Consider the following 16,427-nt stretch of genomic DNA (forward strand, 5'->3'; position numbering starts at 1 on the left):
TGCGGCTTTCTGCTGGTGCGGCGGCATCGCCGTTGCAGCGCTCGGCGTGATGCTTCACCAGCTCTGGCTTATGTGGCTCGGCGCCGGCGTGATCGGCGGCATTGGCCTCGGCCTTGGCTATATCTCGCCGGTTTCGACACTGATCAAATGGTTTCCGGATCGTCGGGGCATGGCAACGGGCATGGCCATTATGGGCTTTGGCGGCGGTGCGATGATCGGCGCCCCGCTGGCCGACATGCTCATGAACACGTTCAAGACCGCTGGCTCCGTTGGCGTCTGGCAGACCTTTCTGGTCATGGCCGCCATCTATTTCGTCTTCATGATGGGCGGCGCCTTCGGCTATCGTATTCCGCCATCCGGCTGGCGACCGGAAGGCTGGACACCGCCGGCAAAGAGCGCGAAATCCATGATCACGTCGCGCCATGTCCATTTGCGTGACGCACACAGGACAAAACAGTTCTGGCTGATCTGGCGGTTCTCACCCTCAACGTGTCGGCTGGTATCGGTGTGATCGGCATGGCCTCACCCATGCTTCAGGAAATCTTTGGCGGACGCCTGCTCGGCATGCCGGAACTGACATTCAACGAGCTCGATGCCTCCCAGAAGAGCGCCATTGCAGCGATTGCCGCGGGCTTTGCCGGTCTGTTGTCGCTGTTCAACATCGGCGGACGCTTCTTCTGGGCGTCGCTCTCCGACAGGATCGGCAGGAAGAATACCTATTACGCGTTCTTCCTGATCGGCATTGTGCTCTATGCGCTTGCCCCCTCGGCCGCGCATATGGGCAGCCAGGTGCTCTTCGTTCTGATGTTCGGCATCATCCTGTCCATGTATGGCGGTGGTTTCGCCACGGTGCCGGCCTATCTGGCCGATATTTTCGGCACCCAGTTCGTTGGCGCCATCCACGGCCGTCTGCTGACGGCCTGGGCGACGGCCGGCATTATCGGTCCCGTCGTGGTGAACTACATTCGTGAAGCGCAGCTCAATGCGGGCATTCCGCGCGAGCAGGTCTACGACTTCACCATGTATATCCTGGCCGGCATGCTTCTCCTTGGCCTGATCTGCAACATGCTGGTCAAGCCGCTTTCGGACAAATGGTACATGTCGGATGAGGAGGTCGCACGGCTTCAGGCGAAATCGGCGGCTGCCGATGCAGGCCCGACCGGCTCGTTCGGTATCGGCAGGGGTGGTTTCGATGGCAAGGCGCTTGCCGCGTGGGCCATCGTCGGCATCCCCATTCTGTGGGGTGTCTGGATAACGCTGCAGAAGACCGCGGCCCTGTTCTAGACAGGGTTGTTGCAGCGCTGCCCTCCGGCATGAGCCCCGCCGGAGGGCAGTTTAGTTTGTGCCAACCCAGGGAAACTGCAGGAGCAGTCCCGTCTGCGGCGCAATCGCGGGCTTGCCCATGTGCCCCGCGCTCTCTATGTCGGACCCGTTGTCATCGGGATTTCAAAGAGCCGGAGGCGGGACCCTGGACGAGCACATCATTATCATCGGTGCAGGCCATGGCGGCGTACAGGCTGCCGCGAGTTTGCGCGAGGAGGGGTATGAAGGCCGGCTGACGCTCGTTTCGGGCGATCCGGAATTGCCCTATCACAAGCCGCCGCTTTCCAAGGTTTTCCTGAAGTCGCCGGATGCCGAACCGCAGATTTTGCGCGCCCGGCTTTTTTACGACACACAGAATATCGAGCTTGAGACGGGTGTCAGCGTTACCGGCATCGCGCCGGAAACCCGCACGCTGACACTCGACGATGGCAGGCAACTTGGCTGGAGCAGACTTCTGCTTGCCACCGGTGCTGAACCCCGCCGATTGACGGTGCCCGGTTCTGAACGCGCCGGCGTTCTTTATCTGCGCGACTGCGCCGATGCCCGCGTCCTGCGCGATGCCCTGGTCGGGGCGCAGAACATCGTCGTGATCGGGGGCGGCTTCATCGGGCTTGAGGTGGCGGCGACGGCTGCCATGGCCGGAAAGAGCGTGACAGTGGTGGAGGCGGCCGAACGCATCCTCGGCCGGGCCGTGAGTGCGCGCGTCGCAGACCACATGCACGCCTATCATGAGAGCCTCGGTGTCAGGATTTTGACGAACACGGGTGTCGCGCGGCTCGTCGGCGAGAAGGGAAACCTTCGCAGTGTCATCACATCGGATGGGCAGGAGCTTTCCGCCGATATCGTGCTGGTGGGCATCGGCGCGCTGCCGAAAATCGCCCTGGCCGAAGCCGTTGGCCTCGCCAGCGACAACGGCATTCGCGTGGATGCCAGCTGCCGCACCAGCGCTGCCGACGTCTACGCGATCGGGGATTGTGTTTCCTTTCCGCACGCTGCGTCCGGACGCACACTGCGTCTTGAATCGGTCCAGAACGCCACCGATCAGGCGCGCATTGCGGCAAAGGCAATGCTCGGCAAAGAGGCAGCCTACGACGCCGTCCCGTGGTTCTGGTCCGATCAGGGCGAACGCAAGCTGCAGATGGCAGGTCTCCCATTCGATGTGGATCGGGAGATCGTGACGGGCGATCCCGAGAGCGGCGCCTTCGGCGTCTACCTCTTCTCGGGCGACCGTCTGGTCGCCGTGGAAACCGTCAATCGGCCCGGCGAGCACATGATGGCGCGGCGGATGCTTGCTGCAGGCTTTTCACCGTCTGTGGAAGCGGTGCTCGAAGGCCCGGCCGCGCTGAAGGCAGCGATGATGGCTGCGGAACGGTGAGCGCTCACCGGCGCAGCGTCCTGACTGCGTGAGCTGTGGCTTATGGAGAAGTCTTGAGAAAGAGGGCTTTTATCCGAGCCGTGAGCCATTGATCAGCCCCGGTCGGACTGTTGGCTTTCAGCGGCAGAGCTCCATAAGATTATGGCCGTGCCGCCGCTATGCCGCTATTCTGCGGCGACAGCGCTAAGCCTGACCAGCGCTGCAAGCATCAGCTGAGCGCCCTTTTCGATGGCTTCCCAGTCGGTCCATTCCTCGGGCGCATGGCTGATGCCGTCGCGGCTTGGAACGAAGATCAGGCCCGAGGGGCTCAGGGCCTGCATCGTCTGGGCGTCGTGGCCGGCGCCGGATGGCATGGTGAGGGTTTTAAGCCCGAGCCGATGCGCTTCCTCGTTCAAAAGCGAGACCAGCGTGCCGTCGAGACGAACCGGCTCCATTCGGCTCTGCTCCTCGATGGAAAAGCTCAGCCCGTTTGCCTGCGCGGCATCGCGCACGGCCTGTTCCATGGCCTGGGCGAGAGCCGCCATCGTGCCGGGATCGGTATCGCGGATGTTGATTATGAAATCGGCGCGGCCCGGCACGGTGTGGATGAAATTGGGCTGAAGCGCGACCTTGCCGATGGTGATGCGGCTGCGCTCGCCGCCATGTTCGGCGATGATACTCCGCACTGCCTGACCGACCGCCGAGAGACCGGCGAAGGCATCGGCGCGCAGGTTCATCGGCGTGGTGCCGGAATGGTTGGCGCGGCCGATCAGCGACACGAAGAGATTGATGACACCGGCGACACTGTCGGCGATCCCGACGGGGATGCCGGCCTGTTCCAGCACCGGACCCTGCTCGATGTGCAGTTCGAGAAAGGCTTTGACGTCACGGGGAGGCCGGGCGGCGTCGAGCGCATCACGGGCGTTCAGACCCTGATCGCGCATCGCGTCTGCAAGGCGGATCCCGTCGCGTCGCGGGCTTCATTCAGCCATTGGGCGGTCACGACGCCGGCAATCGCTTGCGAGCCCAGCATGCCGCCGAACCGTCCTTCCTCCTCGGCGGTGGCGACCACTTCGATCGCGGTCGCCGGCGTGAAACCGACGTCCTTCATGGCGCGCACGCATTCAAGCGCCACACAGGCGCCGAGCGCGCCGTCGAAGGCGCCGCCCTCGGGCACGGTGTCTAGATGCGAGCCGGCCATGATGCATGGGCCGTCCGCCGGTCCGTATCGACCGAACAGGTTGGCAACGGGGTCGCGGTGGACAGCCAGACCATCGGCGCGCATCTGCTCCAGAAACCAGCTTCGCACGGCCATGTCCGCATCGCTGTAGCCGACGCGGTTATAGCCGCCGGTCTGCGGATTGCGACCGAAAGCGTTGACCCCGTCGAGCAGGGCGCGCAGGCGCTGTGAGTTGATAGCGGGTGTGTTGGCCATGAGACCTGCCTGTTTTTCAAACATATGTTCCGCGTCGGGAGAGCAGAAAAGCGGTGTGTTTTCGATTTATTATAATAAATGCTTGCCAATGGATAGATTGTTAGGATTAATTATGCGCAACAGAGGGAGGAGCCCCCATGAGGAAACTGATTGCAGCCGCCATCACCGCCGGTTCGATGCTCTTTGCGTCGCCGGTCTTTGCGCAGACACCGCCCAACGTTCTGGTCGTCGGGCAGATCGCGGAGCCGAAATCGCTCGATCCCCACGCGGTGACGGCAGTCAACGACTTCCGCATCCTGATGAACGTCTATGACGGCCTGACCCGTTACAAGGACGGCACGCTGGAGCCGGAACCGGCGCTGGCGGAGAGCTGGGAGATTTCCGATGACGGGATCACCTACACCTTCAAGCTGCGCGAGGGGGTGACGTTTCATGACGGCACGCCGCTCAACGCGGAAGCGGTAAAGTTCAACTTCGACCGCATGCTGAAAGAAGATCACCCCTATCACGATACGGGACCGTTCCCGCTCGCCTTCTATTTCTCGTCCGTGGATGAGGTGACGGCGGTGGACGACCTGACCGTCAAGTTCACGCTGAAAGAGCCTTTTGCGCCCTTCCTGTCGAACCTGTCCTATCCGACGGGGCTGATCGTTTCGCCCGAGGCGGTCAAGGAACACGGCAAGGATTACGGCCGGAACCCGGTCGGAACGGGGGCCTTCAGGTTCGAGGAATGGCAGGCCAATTCCCGCGTCGTCATCACCCGTAACGAAGATTACTGGATGGCGCGCCGCCGCTCGAGGCCGTGATCTACCGTCCGATCACCGACACCAACACCCGCATCGCCGAAATGCTCTCCGGTGGTCTGGACGTGATGGTGGAGGTGCCGCCGGACAGCCTGCAGCAGTTCCGCGATGGCGCGAATTTCAGCGTTTACGAGCAGGCGGGCCCGCATGTCTGGTTCCTCATCCTCAACATGAAGGAGGGGCCGTTCACCGAAAAGGCGGTGCGCCAGGCTGCCAATTACGCCATCAACAAGACGGCGCTGGTCGAGAACATTCTGCAGGGCACGGCAGACGTGGCCGCGGGACCGACACCGCCGGCCTTCGCATGGGCCTACAATGAAGAACTGCAGCCCTATCCCTATGATCCGGATAAGGCCAGGCAGCTTCTCGAAGAGGCCGGTTATGATGGCGAGGAACTGACCTTCTACGTCACCGAAGGCGGTTCGGGCATGCTCGATCCCATCGCCATGGGCACGGCCATCCAGGCCGATCTGCAGGCCGTCGGCATGAAGGTCAACATCGAGACCTATGAGTGGAACACGTTCCTCGGCAAGGTGAACCCGGGGCTGGAAGGCAAGGCGGACATGGCCGAAATGGCATGGATGACCAACTCGCCGGACACGCTGCCCTTCCTGGCGCTGCGCTCGGAAGCCTGGCCCGACAAGGGCGGGTTCAACTCCGGCTACTACGCCAATGAGAGAGTGGATGAACTCCTGAACAAGGCTCGCACCTCGACCGATCAGGCCGAGCGCGCCGCACTCTACAAGGAGATGCAGAAGATCGTTCAGGAGGATGCGCCCTGGGTCTTCGTCGCCAACTGGAAGCAGAATGCGGTGACCGGCGCGAATGTCGAGAACTTCAAGCTCCAGCCTTCCTTCTTCCTGATGTTGCAGGACGTGGCCAAGCCCTAGGGGCGTGAACGTGCATTCCCACCCTCGTCCTTCGCCTTTCGACAAGCTCAAGAGGCTCAGGATGAGGGTGGGGCGACGGCGCGCATGCAGGATGTTCAACCGACGCACCGAGCCTGCACAGCCTCATCCTGAGCCTGTTGAAGGGCGAGGGCGGCATGCAGGGCATCGCATCAAAAGCGAACCGCGCCCATAACCGAACCTGAAACGAGGCCCCAGCCATGGCAGCCTACATAGCCAAGCGCCTCCTTGCCGCCATCCCGGTCCTGTTCGGGCTCTCGATCATCGTCTTTCTGATCATGGCGATGATCCCCGGCGACCCGGCAACGGCCATTCTCGGCTCCTATGCGACGCCTGAGAACGTGGCCAGGATCAACGCCGATCTTGGCCTCGACAAGCCACTGCCCCAGCAATATCTGATCTGGCTCGGGAACCTTCTTCAGGGCGATCTCGGACGTTCCTATGCGCTCAACCGGCCGGTGCTGGACGAGGTGCTGGAGCGTTTCTCGGCCACGCTGATCCTGGCCGGAACGGCATTGGTGCTGTGCTCGATCCTCGGACTTTTGGCGGGCGTCGTCTCTGCCGTGCGCCAGTATGGTCTGGCCGACAAGGTGATCACCGTTCTGGTGCTGATCGGCATTTCGATACCGTCCTTCTGGCTCGGCCTGCTTCTCATCCTGGCTTTCGCCGTCAAGATCCGGCTGTTCCCGGCCAGTGGCATGTACGCCATTTATGGCGGCGGCGATCTGCCGGACCTGCTTCACCACCTGTTCCTGCCGGCGCTGACGCTGGCGGTTGTCGCCACCGGCGTCATCGCGCGGCTGACCCGCACGGCCATGCTGGAGGTGCTGCGGCAGGACTACATACGCACCGCGCGCGCCAAGGGGCTGACCGAAAGACGCGTGATTTACCGTCACGCCTTCAAGGCGGCGCTTGTCAGTGTCATTCCGGTGATCGGTATTCAGGCCGGGTTCGTGCTCGGCGGCGCGGTATACATCGAAACCGTCTTCCAGTGGCCGGGCATCGGTTCGATGCTGGTCAACGCCATTTCCACCCGCGATCTGCTTTTGGTGCAGGGCGGGGTTCTGGTGGTGGCCGCCGCCTATGTTCTTTTCAATCTGGCCGCCGATGTGGTGCAGACGCTTCTTGACCCGAGGTTGCGCTGATGAGTGAAGCCGTCTCCACCGCCGCGAAGGGCAGGGCGCGCGGGGCAGGCCGCCCCGGACCGGTCCGCCTGCTTCTCAACAACACGCTTGCGGCTTCCGGGCTGGCGCTGCTGGTGCTGATCATCGCGGCCGCGCTTCTGGCGCCGCTCCTGCCGCTGCCCGACCCGGACGCGACGGCACCGGCCAACAGGCTGTTGCGCCCGCTCACAGAAGGGCACCTGCTCGGCACGGATGCGCTCGGGCGCGACATTCTCTCGCGGCTTGTCTGGGGCACGCGCGTCAGCCTTGCCGTGGGCATCTCGGCGACGCTGATCGCCGCCTTCTTCGGCTCGCTCATCGGGCTGGTGGCAGGCTATGCGGGCGGCCGTGTGGACGCCTTCCTGATGCGCGGCATCGATATGGTGATGGCGTTTCCCTACATCCTGCTGGCACTCGCCATCGTGGCGGCGCTCGGACCGGGACTGCTCAATGCGCTCTACGCCATCGCGGTGGTGAACATCCCCTTCTTCGCACGCAACATTCGCGGCATCACCATCGGGCTGTCGCGGCGTGAATTTGTCGATGCAGCGCGTCTTTCGGGCAAGTCGAACGCGGGCATTCTCTTCGGTGAGATCCTGCCCAACGTTCTGCCGGTCATCATCATCACCATGTCGACCACCATCGGCTGGATGATCCTCGAAACAGCCGGCCTGTCCTTCCTCGGGCTCGGCGCACAGCCGCCGCAAGCGGATCTCGGCTCAATGTTGGGAGAGGGCCGCAAAATCCTCTTCACCGCACCGCATGTGTCGATCATTCCCGGCCTGATGATCTTCGCGCTGGTCATGAGCATCAATCTGCTGGGCGATGGCGTGCGTGACGTGCTCGACCCGCGGCTGAAATCGGGTGCGCTGACGCGGCCCGTGGCCCGCACGGCAGTGGAACGCCGCACGGTGCCGGAAACCCGCACCCATAACGACAGTGTTCTGGAAGTGGCGGACCTGAACACGGAGTTTCACATCGGCGATGACGTTTATCGCGCGGTGGGCGGCATCGACCTGCATCTGAAGCAGGGCGAATGCCTTGGCATTGTCGGCGAATCCGGTTCCGGCAAATCGGTGACGGCCATGTCGCTCATGGGGCTGGTGCCGACGCCGCCCGGCCGCATCACGGGCGGGGCCGCCTGGCTCGGCGACGAAGACCTTTTCGCCGTCAGCGATGAGCGTATCCGCGCGTTGCGCGGAGCGGATGTCAGCCATGTCTTTCAGGACCCGCTGTCCACCCTGCACCCGCTGTTCACCATCGGCGACCAGCTTACGGAGGCGATCATGGCGCACCGACCGATCCGGCGGTCGGAGGCGGATACACGCGCCGAGGAGCTGCTGCGTCTGGTGCGCATCACCAATCCGGCGGAGCGGCTGAAGGTCTATCCGCACGAACTGTCCGGCGGCATGCGCCAGCGCGTGTGCATCGCCATGGCTCTTGCCAATGATGCCAGGATCATCATCGCCGACGAGCCGACAACGGCGCTGGACGTGACCGTGCAGGCGCAGATCCTGTCGCTGATGGACACGCTGAGACGCGAAAGCAATGCCGCGATCCTGTTCATCACCCATGATTTCGGGGTCGTGTCGACCGTGTGCGACCGGGTTGCCGTCATGTATGCAGGACGCATCGTCGAAACGGGGACGACGGAGGAGGTGCTCAATGCGCCGGCGCATCCCTACACCCGCAAGCTGATCGACTGCGTGCCGGTTCTGGGCGAGCCCGGCCGGAGCTCGACGCCATCGAGGGGCGTCCGCCGGTGGTCAACGATCTGCCGCCGGGCTGTGCCTTCGCAGCACGTTGCCCGCGGGTGAAGCCCAACTGCCGCAGGGGGCATATCGCACTTTCCAGCCTTGGCGATACGCAGGCCGTGCGCTGCCTCTATCCAATGACAGTGGAGACCGCCGATGGATGACATGGCCCTTCTAAAAATTGACGCTGCGGAGCGGATCTTCGGCGGTGGCCGCACACTGTTCGGCAAGCCCTTGCCGGCGGTGCATGCGGTGCAGGGCATATCGTTCGACGTGCGCCGTGGCGAGACGCTTGGGGTGGTCGGGGAATCGGGCTGCGGCAAGTCGACACTTGCGCGCCTGATCGTCGGCCTCGATACGCCCACCGGCGGCGCGATCACCTTCGACGGGGTGGATCTGGTTGCCGAAGCCAGGCGCGACCCGCAGAAGCTTGCGCGGCGCGTGCAGTATGTCTTTCAGGATCCCGTCGCGTCGCTCAATCCGCGCAAGAGATCCGCACCATTCTTGAAGCGCCGCTCAGAAATCTGCTCGGACTGGGCCGCGAGGCGCGCGAAAAACGGCTTGAGGAACTGATGGAGGCAGTCAATCTCGCGCCGGAATTCCTAGAGCGCTACCCGCACGAGTTCTCCGGCGGGCAGGCGCAGCGCATCGGCATTGCCCGTGCGCTGGCCGCCGACCCCGAGCTGATCGTGCTTGATGAGCCGGTTTCCGCGCTCGACGTGTCGGTTCAGGCGCAGGTTCTGAACATTCTCGACGACCTCAAGAAGACGTTCGGCCTCACCTACGTCTTCATCAGCCACGATCTTTCGGTGATCGAAAGCGTCAGCGACCGGGTGGCGGTGCTTTATTTCGGCCGGCTTGCCGAACTCGGGGCGTCGGAGCGCATCTTCGCAGCGCCGCGCCATCCCTACACGCATCTCCTGTTGAAATCGGCGCCGGTTCCGGGAAAACGGTCGCTCATCCCGGAAGATGCGAATACAGAACTGCCGGATCCGTATGATCCGCCGCCAGGCTGTGCATTCTTCGCCCGCTGCCCGCGCGGAACCGACCGATGCAAATCGGTGCAGCCACCACTCGAGGCTGCACCCGGCCACCCGGGGCACATGGCGGCCTGCCATCACCCCGTCAAAGAGAACGAGGATGCCTGACCGCAGCAGTTCGCCACCGGCTCCCGGGCCTTCGCAACTTTCCACGGTGCTCAAGCGCCGCAAGCGGCCGGATATTATCGCTGACCGCATACGCGAGATGATCGTTACGCACGGGCTAAGGCCCGGCGATCGCATTCCGCATGAGTGGCTGTTGCCTGAAACGCAGGAAGCATCGCGCGGAACGCTGCGGGAGGCGCAGAAAATACTCGAGTTCCAGGGGCTGATCGTCAGCAAGACGGGACCGGGCGGCGGGGTTTTCGTCTCGACTGTCGGGGCCGACCAGGCCATTCGGCTGCTCGACAACCTCTTCCTGTTCCAGCCACCGTCCATCGCGGAGATCTATGCGATCCGCAAGGTTCTCGAGCCGCAGCTTGCGGCGAGTGTTGCCGGTCGGCTCTCGCCCGAGGCCTTTGCCGCACTTCAGGCCAAGATACGGCTCTACGAGGCAGAACCGGAGACGGCGGAAGAGGAATACCGGCAGCGTCTCGCCGAACTCGACTTTCACGTCGAGCTCGCACGCCACGCGGAAAATGCGCTGCTTGGCTTCAACTGCATTTTCCTTGTCAGCCTTCTGCGCGACATGACCGTGTGCCGGGCGATCTACAAGGAGTCAAACCCGGCGCTCCGCGAGGCCGGCCTGCATTACCAGATCAGCCTGATGCGGGCGATCAAGGCGGGCGATGGCGAGCGGGCGGAAAAGGTCATGCGCGACCACATGGAAGCGGCGGAGCGTTACATGCTGGAACGGGCAGAAATTCGCCGTTAGGGGCAGGGCGACATGGACGGAGCCAGGCCTGCGAAGCATCTTGCTCACTGCAGCGTGCGAGAAGAAACCGCGCCGGACGGTTTCGTGTGAGATGACGGTCCGTCCATTGTAGCGAGCTCGAGCAGAAGAGCAGCGCTGAGTGATACCTCGCACATACACTTAAAATGCAGGCGAAATGAGTGCCATGCCCCGGTGAGCGGGGAGTACCGGACCACACAATCACGGTGTAGTTTATGTGGCACATGTAAGCGATTGAAAATTCTCTAAAATGCTCTGTTTCGGCGATGATCGTCTGGCCGGAATTGCCGATTTCCATTGAGCTGAAGGGCAGGGTTCACACGCCTTGGATAGAGCGGTCTCGCGTCATTAGCTGAGGCGGAGACCAGGTTCTACAGACGAATGCCCTTTGCGTTTTTCTGGCTTCTTTCAGCGCTGGCTTCGCAATCATGAATCATCGCATTTTCCCCATGGAGGCAAACGCCCGGGCGCCGAATTCGCTCCCGCGTGGTGTCCAGTCAGAACCTTTCGGTCAGGTGCAGCGTCATTGTGTAGCCGGCCCAGGCAGAGACCCCGGTCAACACCGTGCCCCAGGCCATGTCGACAACGGTTACGGCAACCGACCAGTTCTTGATCGTGGCGAGGTTGGTCATGTCGTAAGTCCCGTAGCTATGAGCCGAGAAGTGCGCCCGCGATCAGGGCGCTCGTCGCCGTTCCATTGCTGAGGGCAGGTGCGACCGCGAAGTAGACAACACCTGCCACATAGAAGAGATAGAACATTCCCGCCGCTGCGAAGTTTGGCTGATCCAGCAGAAGGTGCCCCATGCGGTCACGGTAAAACCCCGCAGCGACGCGCGAAAGCCAGATATAGTCCAACCCGAAGAAGACGATCGCCGTGGCTGCATAAGCAATGACATAGCTCATTGGTTTCTCCGGTGCTTGGGTCTACAGTCAGGTTCAGATTCCCAGGATCGGCTGTATGGCACGCAGCAGCCAACTCCGGAACTTCAACGGGGCATCGGTCACGGCAAGGCAGATACAGTCCTCACCTTCCGTTGCCACCGGCTGGTGCTGCAGTGTCTCGTCTGCCTCTTCCAGATCGCCGCGCGCAAACAGCGCTTCGCCATCGTGAAAACTGCCGGAAAGGACCAGCGTCAACTCCCGGCCGCGATGTCCGTGTTCAGGCACCGGTTTGCCTGCTGGAATGCGCAGCAGCCGTACTTTGGTGCTCTCGTCCTCCAGCTCGATCGGCATATGGTATGCGCCACGGCCGAGTGGTCGCCATTTCACGGACTCTAAATCTCCGCCCACATAAGACCGCAGAGGTTCGGGTAAAACGACGGCCCCGCCTCGCACAGCCAGGTCGTCCGCCTGAAGGACGGCAGGCTGCATTTCGGAAACGCCCAGGCGCTTCTTGATCGATATCCAGGCTTCATCGTCGTTAGATCGCAAGGGCTCTGGTGGATGTTCGCGCACCAGCACACCCCCTGCCATTTCCATTAAAGAGAGACGGCGCCGGCCCTGCGGGCAAAGCGCGAGATGGGTCGCTACAGCGATGCGCCAGCCTTCCGAAAGGGCACCGGTGGCATAGTCCAGAAGCAGTTCGTCGCTGACGTGGTGCCGTATCGTCATGGCCGGTCCCCCAGCGCTGCGCGCAGTTTCGAGAAAGCAAGCCGGATGCGCGATTTCACGGTGCCCAGCGGCAGGCCGAGACGGTCCGCGATCTCGCTGTGCGAGACATCCTCGAAGAATGCAAGTTTCAGAAGATCACGCTGCTCGGAGGGAAGCCCGGTCATCGCGGCATGAAGACGTGTTTCCTCATCGCGCGTTTCGAGGGCATGGTCGGCCGCAGGCTCCGGCTCCGGCACAAATGCGGGATCGTTGGGATCAAAGTCGGGGCGCCGGCTTCGACGGTAGTTGTCGATACGCAGGTTACGCGCAATGGTGAAAATCCACGCGCTGGGCGTGCCTCTGGAGGGGTCGAACTGGGCAGCCTTCCGCCAGACCGTGACCATCGTTTCCTGCATCAGTTCTTCCGAGAGCTGCGGATCGCGGACACGCTGCAACATAAATGCACGGACCTGAGGCGCATAAGCACGGAATATCCGCTCAAAAGCCTCGATGTCGCGGCTGCTGCCGACGCGGGCGATCAACCGCGCAAGATCGTCCTTAGCCGCCGATTTGGAATTCTGCTTCATCAAGCCCCGCGGAACGTGTGTGTGATGCCGAGCGGCATGCACGACGGAAAAAGCTTGTAGCGTCTGGCTGGCAGACCTTGTCGGGCGGAGTTCCAGGTTCATGCCCCTAGCTACGACACTTAGAGCATCCCGGATCACAGCAGGCAATTTTTTTGCGTTCCGAAGATCCAAACAGGTTCAGCGCCCGTAGACACTTATAAATCTCAAGGAGGGCTTCCGTTGCTGCCACAGAAACACAGAGCGACCGACAGTCGAGTGGCCGTTATCGGGAGCGGCATATCCGGGCTCTCGGCAGCCTGGCTCCTTTCTCGCTCTCGCCGTGTGACGCTGTATGAGGCGGATCATCGGCCGGGCGGACATGCGAACACCTATGATGTCATAACCCCCGGCGGCCCCGTCGCGGTCGATACGGGGTTCATCGTCTTCAACGATCGGAATTATCCCGAGCTTGTCTCGCTGTTCGGTCATCTTGGCGTGTCGACCCAACTCTCCGACATGTCCTTCGCCGCTTCGCTGGACGGTGGCCGTTTCGAGTATTCCGGCTCGGGTCTCAAGGGGCTCCTCGGTCAGAGGTCGAATGTGTTGCGGCCGGACTTCTGGCGCATGATCGCAGACATATTGCGCTTCTATCGACAGGCACCCTCGATATTGATCGAGCGGAACCATGACAATGAAACCGTCGGCTCGTTTCTTGAGCGGGCAGGGTACAGCGACAGTTTCATAAACAACCATCTATTGCCCATGGGGGCGGCGATCTGGTCGACCACGGCAGCGCAGATGCGAGAATATCCACTCCTTGCGTTTATCATGTTCTTCGAGCGTCACGGCCTGCTGTCGCTGGTTGACCGGCCCCGCTGGCGCACCGTTACCGGTGGTAGTCGCACCTATGTCGAGCGGCTCCTTGAAGATTTCGATGGCGAGGTGCGTCTCTCAACGCCCGTGGCGCGAGTGCGGCGCCGGGATCGCGGGGTCGAAGTTACCGACGCGAATGGAGCTCCGACACGTTTGATGATGTCGTGATCGCCACCCATGCGGATCAGGCCCTGGGCATGCTTGAAGATGCGAGCGAAGACGAACACCGGCTGTTGAGCGCGTTTTCCTATACGGCCAACGAGGCGGTTCTGCACCGGCATCCGGGTCTCATGCCGAAGCGCCGCAGCGTCTGGTCGAGCTGGAACTATGTCGAGGCAGCGCGCCAGTCCGGTGCACAAGAGCTCTGTGTCACCTACTGGATGAACCGCCTGCAGAACCTGGACCCGGCTCACCCACTGTTTGTCACTCTCAATCCCGTTTTTGACGTTCCTGAGCAGGACCGGATTACCTCCTTCAAATATGCGCACCCTCTGTTCGACACGAAGGCGCTTGCTGTTCAGAAGCAGCTCTGGAGGTTGCAAGGTATCCGCAGTACGTGGTTCTGCGGTGCGTATTTCGGCAGTGGTTTTCATGAAGACGGGATCCGGTCGGGGCTGAGCGCCGCGGAACAACTGGCAGGCGTGTCGCCCCCCTGGAGAAACGTCCGCCCGGGTCGGAAAGAGACGGCAATGCCGGAACTTGTCGCAGCAGAATGAAACGGAGCTCCGCCATTTATTCCGGTCGGGTCATACACCGTCGCCATCGACCGAAGGTGCACCGCCTGTTCTATCGGGTGTTCGCGCTCTATCTCGATCTTGACGAGATACCGGCCCTGTCCAAAGCCATGAAGCTTTTCAGCTACAATGGTGCCGGCGTGTTTTCCTTCAACGACGGCGATCACGGGGATGGCACAAGGGGCGGCCTGCGTCGATGGGTCGACACGCAGATCGAAAAGGCCGGCCTGAATCCGGGGTCGATGCGCGTGTTCCTGCTTTGTTATCCACGGATCTTTGGATACGTCTTCAATCCACTGTCCGTGTATTTCTGCCACGACACTTATGGAAACATTCGACTGATACTCTATGAGGTGTGCAACACCTTTGGCGAGCGACACACCTATGTGATCCCGGTGGAACGTGTCGGCCCGAAGGGGATCCGCCATGCCTGCGACAAGGCTCTTTACGTCTCGCCTTTCCTTTCGATGGATTGCCGGTATCACTTCCACATCATGCCGCCGGCGCAGGATGTGGTGGTCGCGATCAACGAGACAGAAACCAGCGAGCCCGTCCTGCACGCATCCTTCACAGGCCAACGAAGGGAGTTGACGGATCGCGCTCTGCTTGGCCTCCTGCTCAGTCACCCGCTGATGACCCTCAAGGTTACCGCTGCAATTCACTTCGAGGCAATGCGCCTCTGGCTGAAGAAAGTGCCCATTCACCGGCATGCGCCATCGGGAGAGCGTGTCGCTCAAACCCTGATCAAATCCGATCAAAAAGGCAGATCATCATGAGTCATATTGAGGACGCCTCCAGGTTGCCCGCCCAACCAGCCAGCCCATTGTGGCAGCGCATTGTCTGCCGCTGGGCGGATGCCGTTGGCTGCGGGCAGATCACCCTGCGATTTCCCGATGGCAGGCGCCATACCGCCGTCGGCGCACGCTCCGGACCGACAGCCGCACTGAATTTCAAGAGCGGCCGCGGATTTATGCAGATTCTGACGGGAGGCAGCAACGGCTTCGCACGCGCCTTCATCGACGGCCATGTCGATACGCCCGACCTGGACGCATTGCTTGAGCTTGCGCTGGTCAACGAGGAGCGGTGGAGCGATATCATGGGCAGTTCAACAATCATGTCGCGGCTGGAGACCCTCAGGCACCGCCTGCGCCGCAATTCGCGGGCGGGAAGCCGTCGAAACATTTCCTTTCACTACGACCTGGGAAATGCGTTCTACCGCCTCTGGCTCGACAACACGATGACCTACTCCTCTGCGATATACACTCCGGATACGCAGAATCTGGAAGAGGCGCAGGCCGCTAAATACGACCGCATCATATCCCGGCTGGAGATTGGTCCGGATGACCACGTACTGGAGATCGGATGCGGCTGGGGTGGATTTGCAGAACACGTCATCCGAAAAACGGGTTGCCGCGTGACCGGGCTGACACTGTCTCGCGAACAAGCCGATTATGCGCGGAACAGGCTGGAGAAAGCCGGCTTCACCGAAAGGGCCGACATTCGGCTTCAGGACTATCGCGATTGCGAAGGCAAGTTCTCCAAAGTCGTCTCCATCGAGATGTTTGAAGCCGTGGGCGAGGAGAGCTGGCCCCTTTTTTTCGATCGCCTCTGTGCTTTGCTGGCGCCAGGCGCCCGAGCCGTCATTCAGGTCATCACTCTCGATGAGAGCCGTTTTGAATCCTATCGCCGCAGGGCGGATTTCATCCAGACCTATGTTTTCCCCGGCGGAATGCTGCCCTCGCCACGCGCTTTCGAGAACGCTGCATCCGCCGCAGGATTGACGCTTTCCGACCGGTACCTTTTCGGACAGGATTACGCCCGCACGCTGACGGAATGGGAGACGCGGTTCGAGCAAACCTGGCAAGCCATCGCCGCGCTCGGCTTCGACGAACGTTTCCGCCGCCTGTGGCTTTACTATCTTGCCTATTGCCGGGTCGGCTTCCAGAGCGGCCGCATCGATGTGGCTCAATACGAGCTTTCGTCGCGGTAGCG

The 16,427-nt window shown here is 61.9% G+C and carries 14 protein-coding genes and 4 pseudogenes; 13 read left to right on the forward strand and 5 right to left on the reverse strand.

The window, feature by feature from the left end; all coding sequences use genetic code 11:
* Positions 1–1,284 (forward strand): annotated as a pseudogene (locus JCM21793_RS24465) (OFA family MFS transporter); the annotation flags it as partial.
* A gap of 136 nt (positions 1,285–1,420) precedes the next feature.
* Positions 1,421–2,698 carry an NAD(P)/FAD-dependent oxidoreductase gene (locus tag JCM21793_RS06285; RefSeq protein WP_051556128.1) on the forward strand — a complete coding sequence of 426 codons (1,278 nt, stop codon included), beginning with the start codon at positions 1,421–1,423 and terminating at the stop codon, positions 2,696–2,698.
* A gap of 164 nt (positions 2,699–2,862) precedes the next feature.
* Here JCM21793_RS06285 and JCM21793_RS24470 read toward each other — a convergent pair whose 3' ends face one another.
* Both JCM21793_RS24470 and JCM21793_RS30885 read right to left on the reverse strand, forming a co-directional pair.
* On the reverse strand, positions 2,863–3,621 hold the full coding sequence (locus JCM21793_RS24470; RefSeq protein WP_280113498.1) for a hydantoinase/carbamoylase family amidase: 759 nt from the start codon (positions 3,619–3,621) through the stop codon (positions 2,863–2,865).
* Positions 3,603–4,112, reverse strand: coding sequence for a M20/M25/M40 family metallo-hydrolase (locus tag JCM21793_RS30885; RefSeq protein ID WP_280113499.1), 510 nt, complete (start codon positions 4,110–4,112; stop codon positions 3,603–3,605). The genes JCM21793_RS24470 and JCM21793_RS30885 overlap by 19 nt, the downstream gene beginning before the upstream one ends.
* 137 nt (positions 4,113–4,249) lie before the next feature.
* On the opposite strand from JCM21793_RS30885, the pseudogene JCM21793_RS24475 reads away from it, so the two are divergent.
* The 7 genes and pseudogenes from JCM21793_RS24475 (at position 4,250) to JCM21793_RS06315 (ending at position 10,654) form a co-directional block, all read left to right on the forward strand.
* Positions 4,250–5,805 (forward strand): annotated as a pseudogene (locus JCM21793_RS24475) (ABC transporter substrate-binding protein).
* A gap of 218 nt (positions 5,806–6,023) precedes the next feature.
* Positions 6,024–6,968 (forward strand): ABC transporter permease, encoded by a 945-nt coding sequence (locus JCM21793_RS06300; protein WP_007006773.1) that lies wholly within the window; start codon positions 6,024–6,026, stop codon positions 6,966–6,968.
* Between the two features lie 383 nt (positions 6,969–7,351).
* Positions 7,352–8,754: pseudogene (locus JCM21793_RS24480) on the forward strand (dipeptide/oligopeptide/nickel ABC transporter permease/ATP-binding protein); the annotation flags it as partial.
* On the forward strand, positions 8,749–8,904 hold the full coding sequence (locus JCM21793_RS30115; protein ID WP_244439682.1) for a hypothetical protein: 156 nt from the start codon (positions 8,749–8,751) through the stop codon (positions 8,902–8,904). The pseudogene JCM21793_RS24480 and the gene JCM21793_RS30115, both read left to right, overlap by 6 nt.
* Positions 8,897–9,313, forward strand: coding sequence for an ATP-binding cassette domain-containing protein (locus JCM21793_RS30120; protein ID WP_280113500.1), 417 nt, complete (start codon positions 8,897–8,899; stop codon positions 9,311–9,313). The genes JCM21793_RS30115 and JCM21793_RS30120 overlap by 8 nt, the downstream gene beginning before the upstream one ends.
* Positions 9,310–9,888 (forward strand): oligopeptide/dipeptide ABC transporter ATP-binding protein, encoded by a 579-nt coding sequence (locus JCM21793_RS30890; RefSeq protein WP_280113502.1) that lies wholly within the window; start codon positions 9,310–9,312, stop codon positions 9,886–9,888. Before JCM21793_RS30120 ends, JCM21793_RS30890 begins: the two co-directional genes overlap by 4 nt.
* The gene (locus tag JCM21793_RS06315; RefSeq protein ID WP_007006770.1) at positions 9,881–10,654 is read left to right on the forward strand and encodes a FadR/GntR family transcriptional regulator; all 774 of its coding nucleotides are present in this window, start codon (positions 9,881–9,883) and stop codon (positions 10,652–10,654) included. Before JCM21793_RS30890 ends, JCM21793_RS06315 begins: the two co-directional genes overlap by 8 nt.
* A gap of 515 nt (positions 10,655–11,169) precedes the next feature.
* On the opposite strand, the pseudogene JCM21793_RS24490 reads toward JCM21793_RS06315, so the two are convergent.
* The 3 genes and pseudogenes from JCM21793_RS24490 to JCM21793_RS06330 all read right to left on the reverse strand — a co-directional run bounded on the left by JCM21793_RS24490 (position 11,170) and on the right by JCM21793_RS06330 (position 12,849).
* A pseudogene (locus JCM21793_RS24490) lies at positions 11,170–11,575 on the reverse strand (DUF2177 family protein).
* Between the two features lie 33 nt (positions 11,576–11,608).
* Entirely contained in the window at positions 11,609–12,283 is a 675-nt protein-coding gene (locus JCM21793_RS06325) for a ChrR family anti-sigma-E factor (RefSeq protein WP_007006768.1), read from the reverse strand.
* Positions 12,280–12,849: a sigma-70 family RNA polymerase sigma factor gene (locus JCM21793_RS06330; RefSeq protein WP_007006767.1), complete on the reverse strand. Its 570-nt coding sequence runs from the start codon at positions 12,847–12,849 to the stop codon at positions 12,280–12,282. Before JCM21793_RS06330 ends, JCM21793_RS06325 begins: the two co-directional genes overlap by 4 nt.
* A gap of 219 nt (positions 12,850–13,068) precedes the next feature.
* Here JCM21793_RS06330 and JCM21793_RS31165 point away from each other — a divergent pair, with 219 nt between their 5' ends.
* Genes JCM21793_RS31165 through JCM21793_RS06345 form a run of 4 tightly spaced genes read left to right on the forward strand, consistent with a single transcriptional unit; the run spans position 13,069 to position 16,425 of the window.
* A complete protein-coding gene (locus tag JCM21793_RS31165; protein WP_306306731.1) occupies positions 13,069–13,869 on the forward strand; it encodes an NAD(P)/FAD-dependent oxidoreductase in 801 nt (266 codons plus the stop codon).
* Positions 13,866–14,417 (forward strand): NAD(P)/FAD-dependent oxidoreductase, encoded by a 552-nt coding sequence (locus JCM21793_RS31170; RefSeq protein ID WP_306306732.1) that lies wholly within the window; start codon positions 13,866–13,868, stop codon positions 14,415–14,417. Before JCM21793_RS31165 ends, JCM21793_RS31170 begins: the two co-directional genes overlap by 4 nt.
* The gene (locus JCM21793_RS06340; RefSeq protein WP_025029817.1) at positions 14,414–15,211 is read left to right on the forward strand and encodes a DUF1365 domain-containing protein; all 798 of its coding nucleotides are present in this window, start codon (positions 14,414–14,416) and stop codon (positions 15,209–15,211) included. Before JCM21793_RS31170 ends, JCM21793_RS06340 begins: the two co-directional genes overlap by 4 nt.
* The gene (locus JCM21793_RS06345; RefSeq protein ID WP_025029818.1) at positions 15,208–16,425 is read left to right on the forward strand and encodes an SAM-dependent methyltransferase; all 1,218 of its coding nucleotides are present in this window, start codon (positions 15,208–15,210) and stop codon (positions 16,423–16,425) included. The genes JCM21793_RS06340 and JCM21793_RS06345 overlap by 4 nt, the downstream gene beginning before the upstream one ends.
* Positions 16,426–16,427: the final 2 nt, after the last annotated feature.

This window comes from Nitratireductor aquibiodomus NL21 = JCM 21793 (assembly GCF_000615975.1).
Taxonomy (GTDB): Bacteria; Pseudomonadota; Alphaproteobacteria; order Rhizobiales; family Rhizobiaceae; genus Nitratireductor; species Nitratireductor aquibiodomus.

Excerpts from the sequence above, each read along its gene's own strand:
- JCM21793_RS06285 (WP_051556128.1), top strand. The coding sequence starts at position 1,421 with ATGTCGGACCCGTTGTCATCGGGATTTCAAAGAGCCGGAGGCGGGACC.
- JCM21793_RS24470 (WP_280113498.1), bottom strand. The coding sequence starts at position 3,621 with ATGCGCGATCAGGGTCTGAACGCCCGTGATGCGCTCGACGCCGCCCGG.
- JCM21793_RS30885 (WP_280113499.1), bottom strand. The coding sequence starts at position 4,112 with ATGGCCAACACACCCGCTATCAACTCACAGCGCCTGCGCGCCCTGCTC.
- JCM21793_RS06300 (WP_007006773.1), top strand. The coding sequence starts at position 6,024 with ATGGCAGCCTACATAGCCAAGCGCCTCCTTGCCGCCATCCCGGTCCTG.
- JCM21793_RS30120 (WP_280113500.1), top strand. The coding sequence starts at position 8,897 with ATGGATGACATGGCCCTTCTAAAAATTGACGCTGCGGAGCGGATCTTC.
- JCM21793_RS06315 (WP_007006770.1), top strand. The coding sequence starts at position 9,881 with ATGCCTGACCGCAGCAGTTCGCCACCGGCTCCCGGGCCTTCGCAACTT.
- JCM21793_RS06325 (WP_007006768.1), bottom strand. The coding sequence starts at position 12,283 with ATGACGATACGGCACCACGTCAGCGACGAACTGCTTCTGGACTATGCC.
- JCM21793_RS06330 (WP_007006767.1), bottom strand. The coding sequence starts at position 12,849 with ATGAAGCAGAATTCCAAATCGGCGGCTAAGGACGATCTTGCGCGGTTG.
- JCM21793_RS06340 (WP_025029817.1), top strand. The coding sequence starts at position 14,414 with ATGAAACGGAGCTCCGCCATTTATTCCGGTCGGGTCATACACCGTCGC.
- JCM21793_RS06345 (WP_025029818.1), top strand. The coding sequence starts at position 15,208 with ATGAGTCATATTGAGGACGCCTCCAGGTTGCCCGCCCAACCAGCCAGC.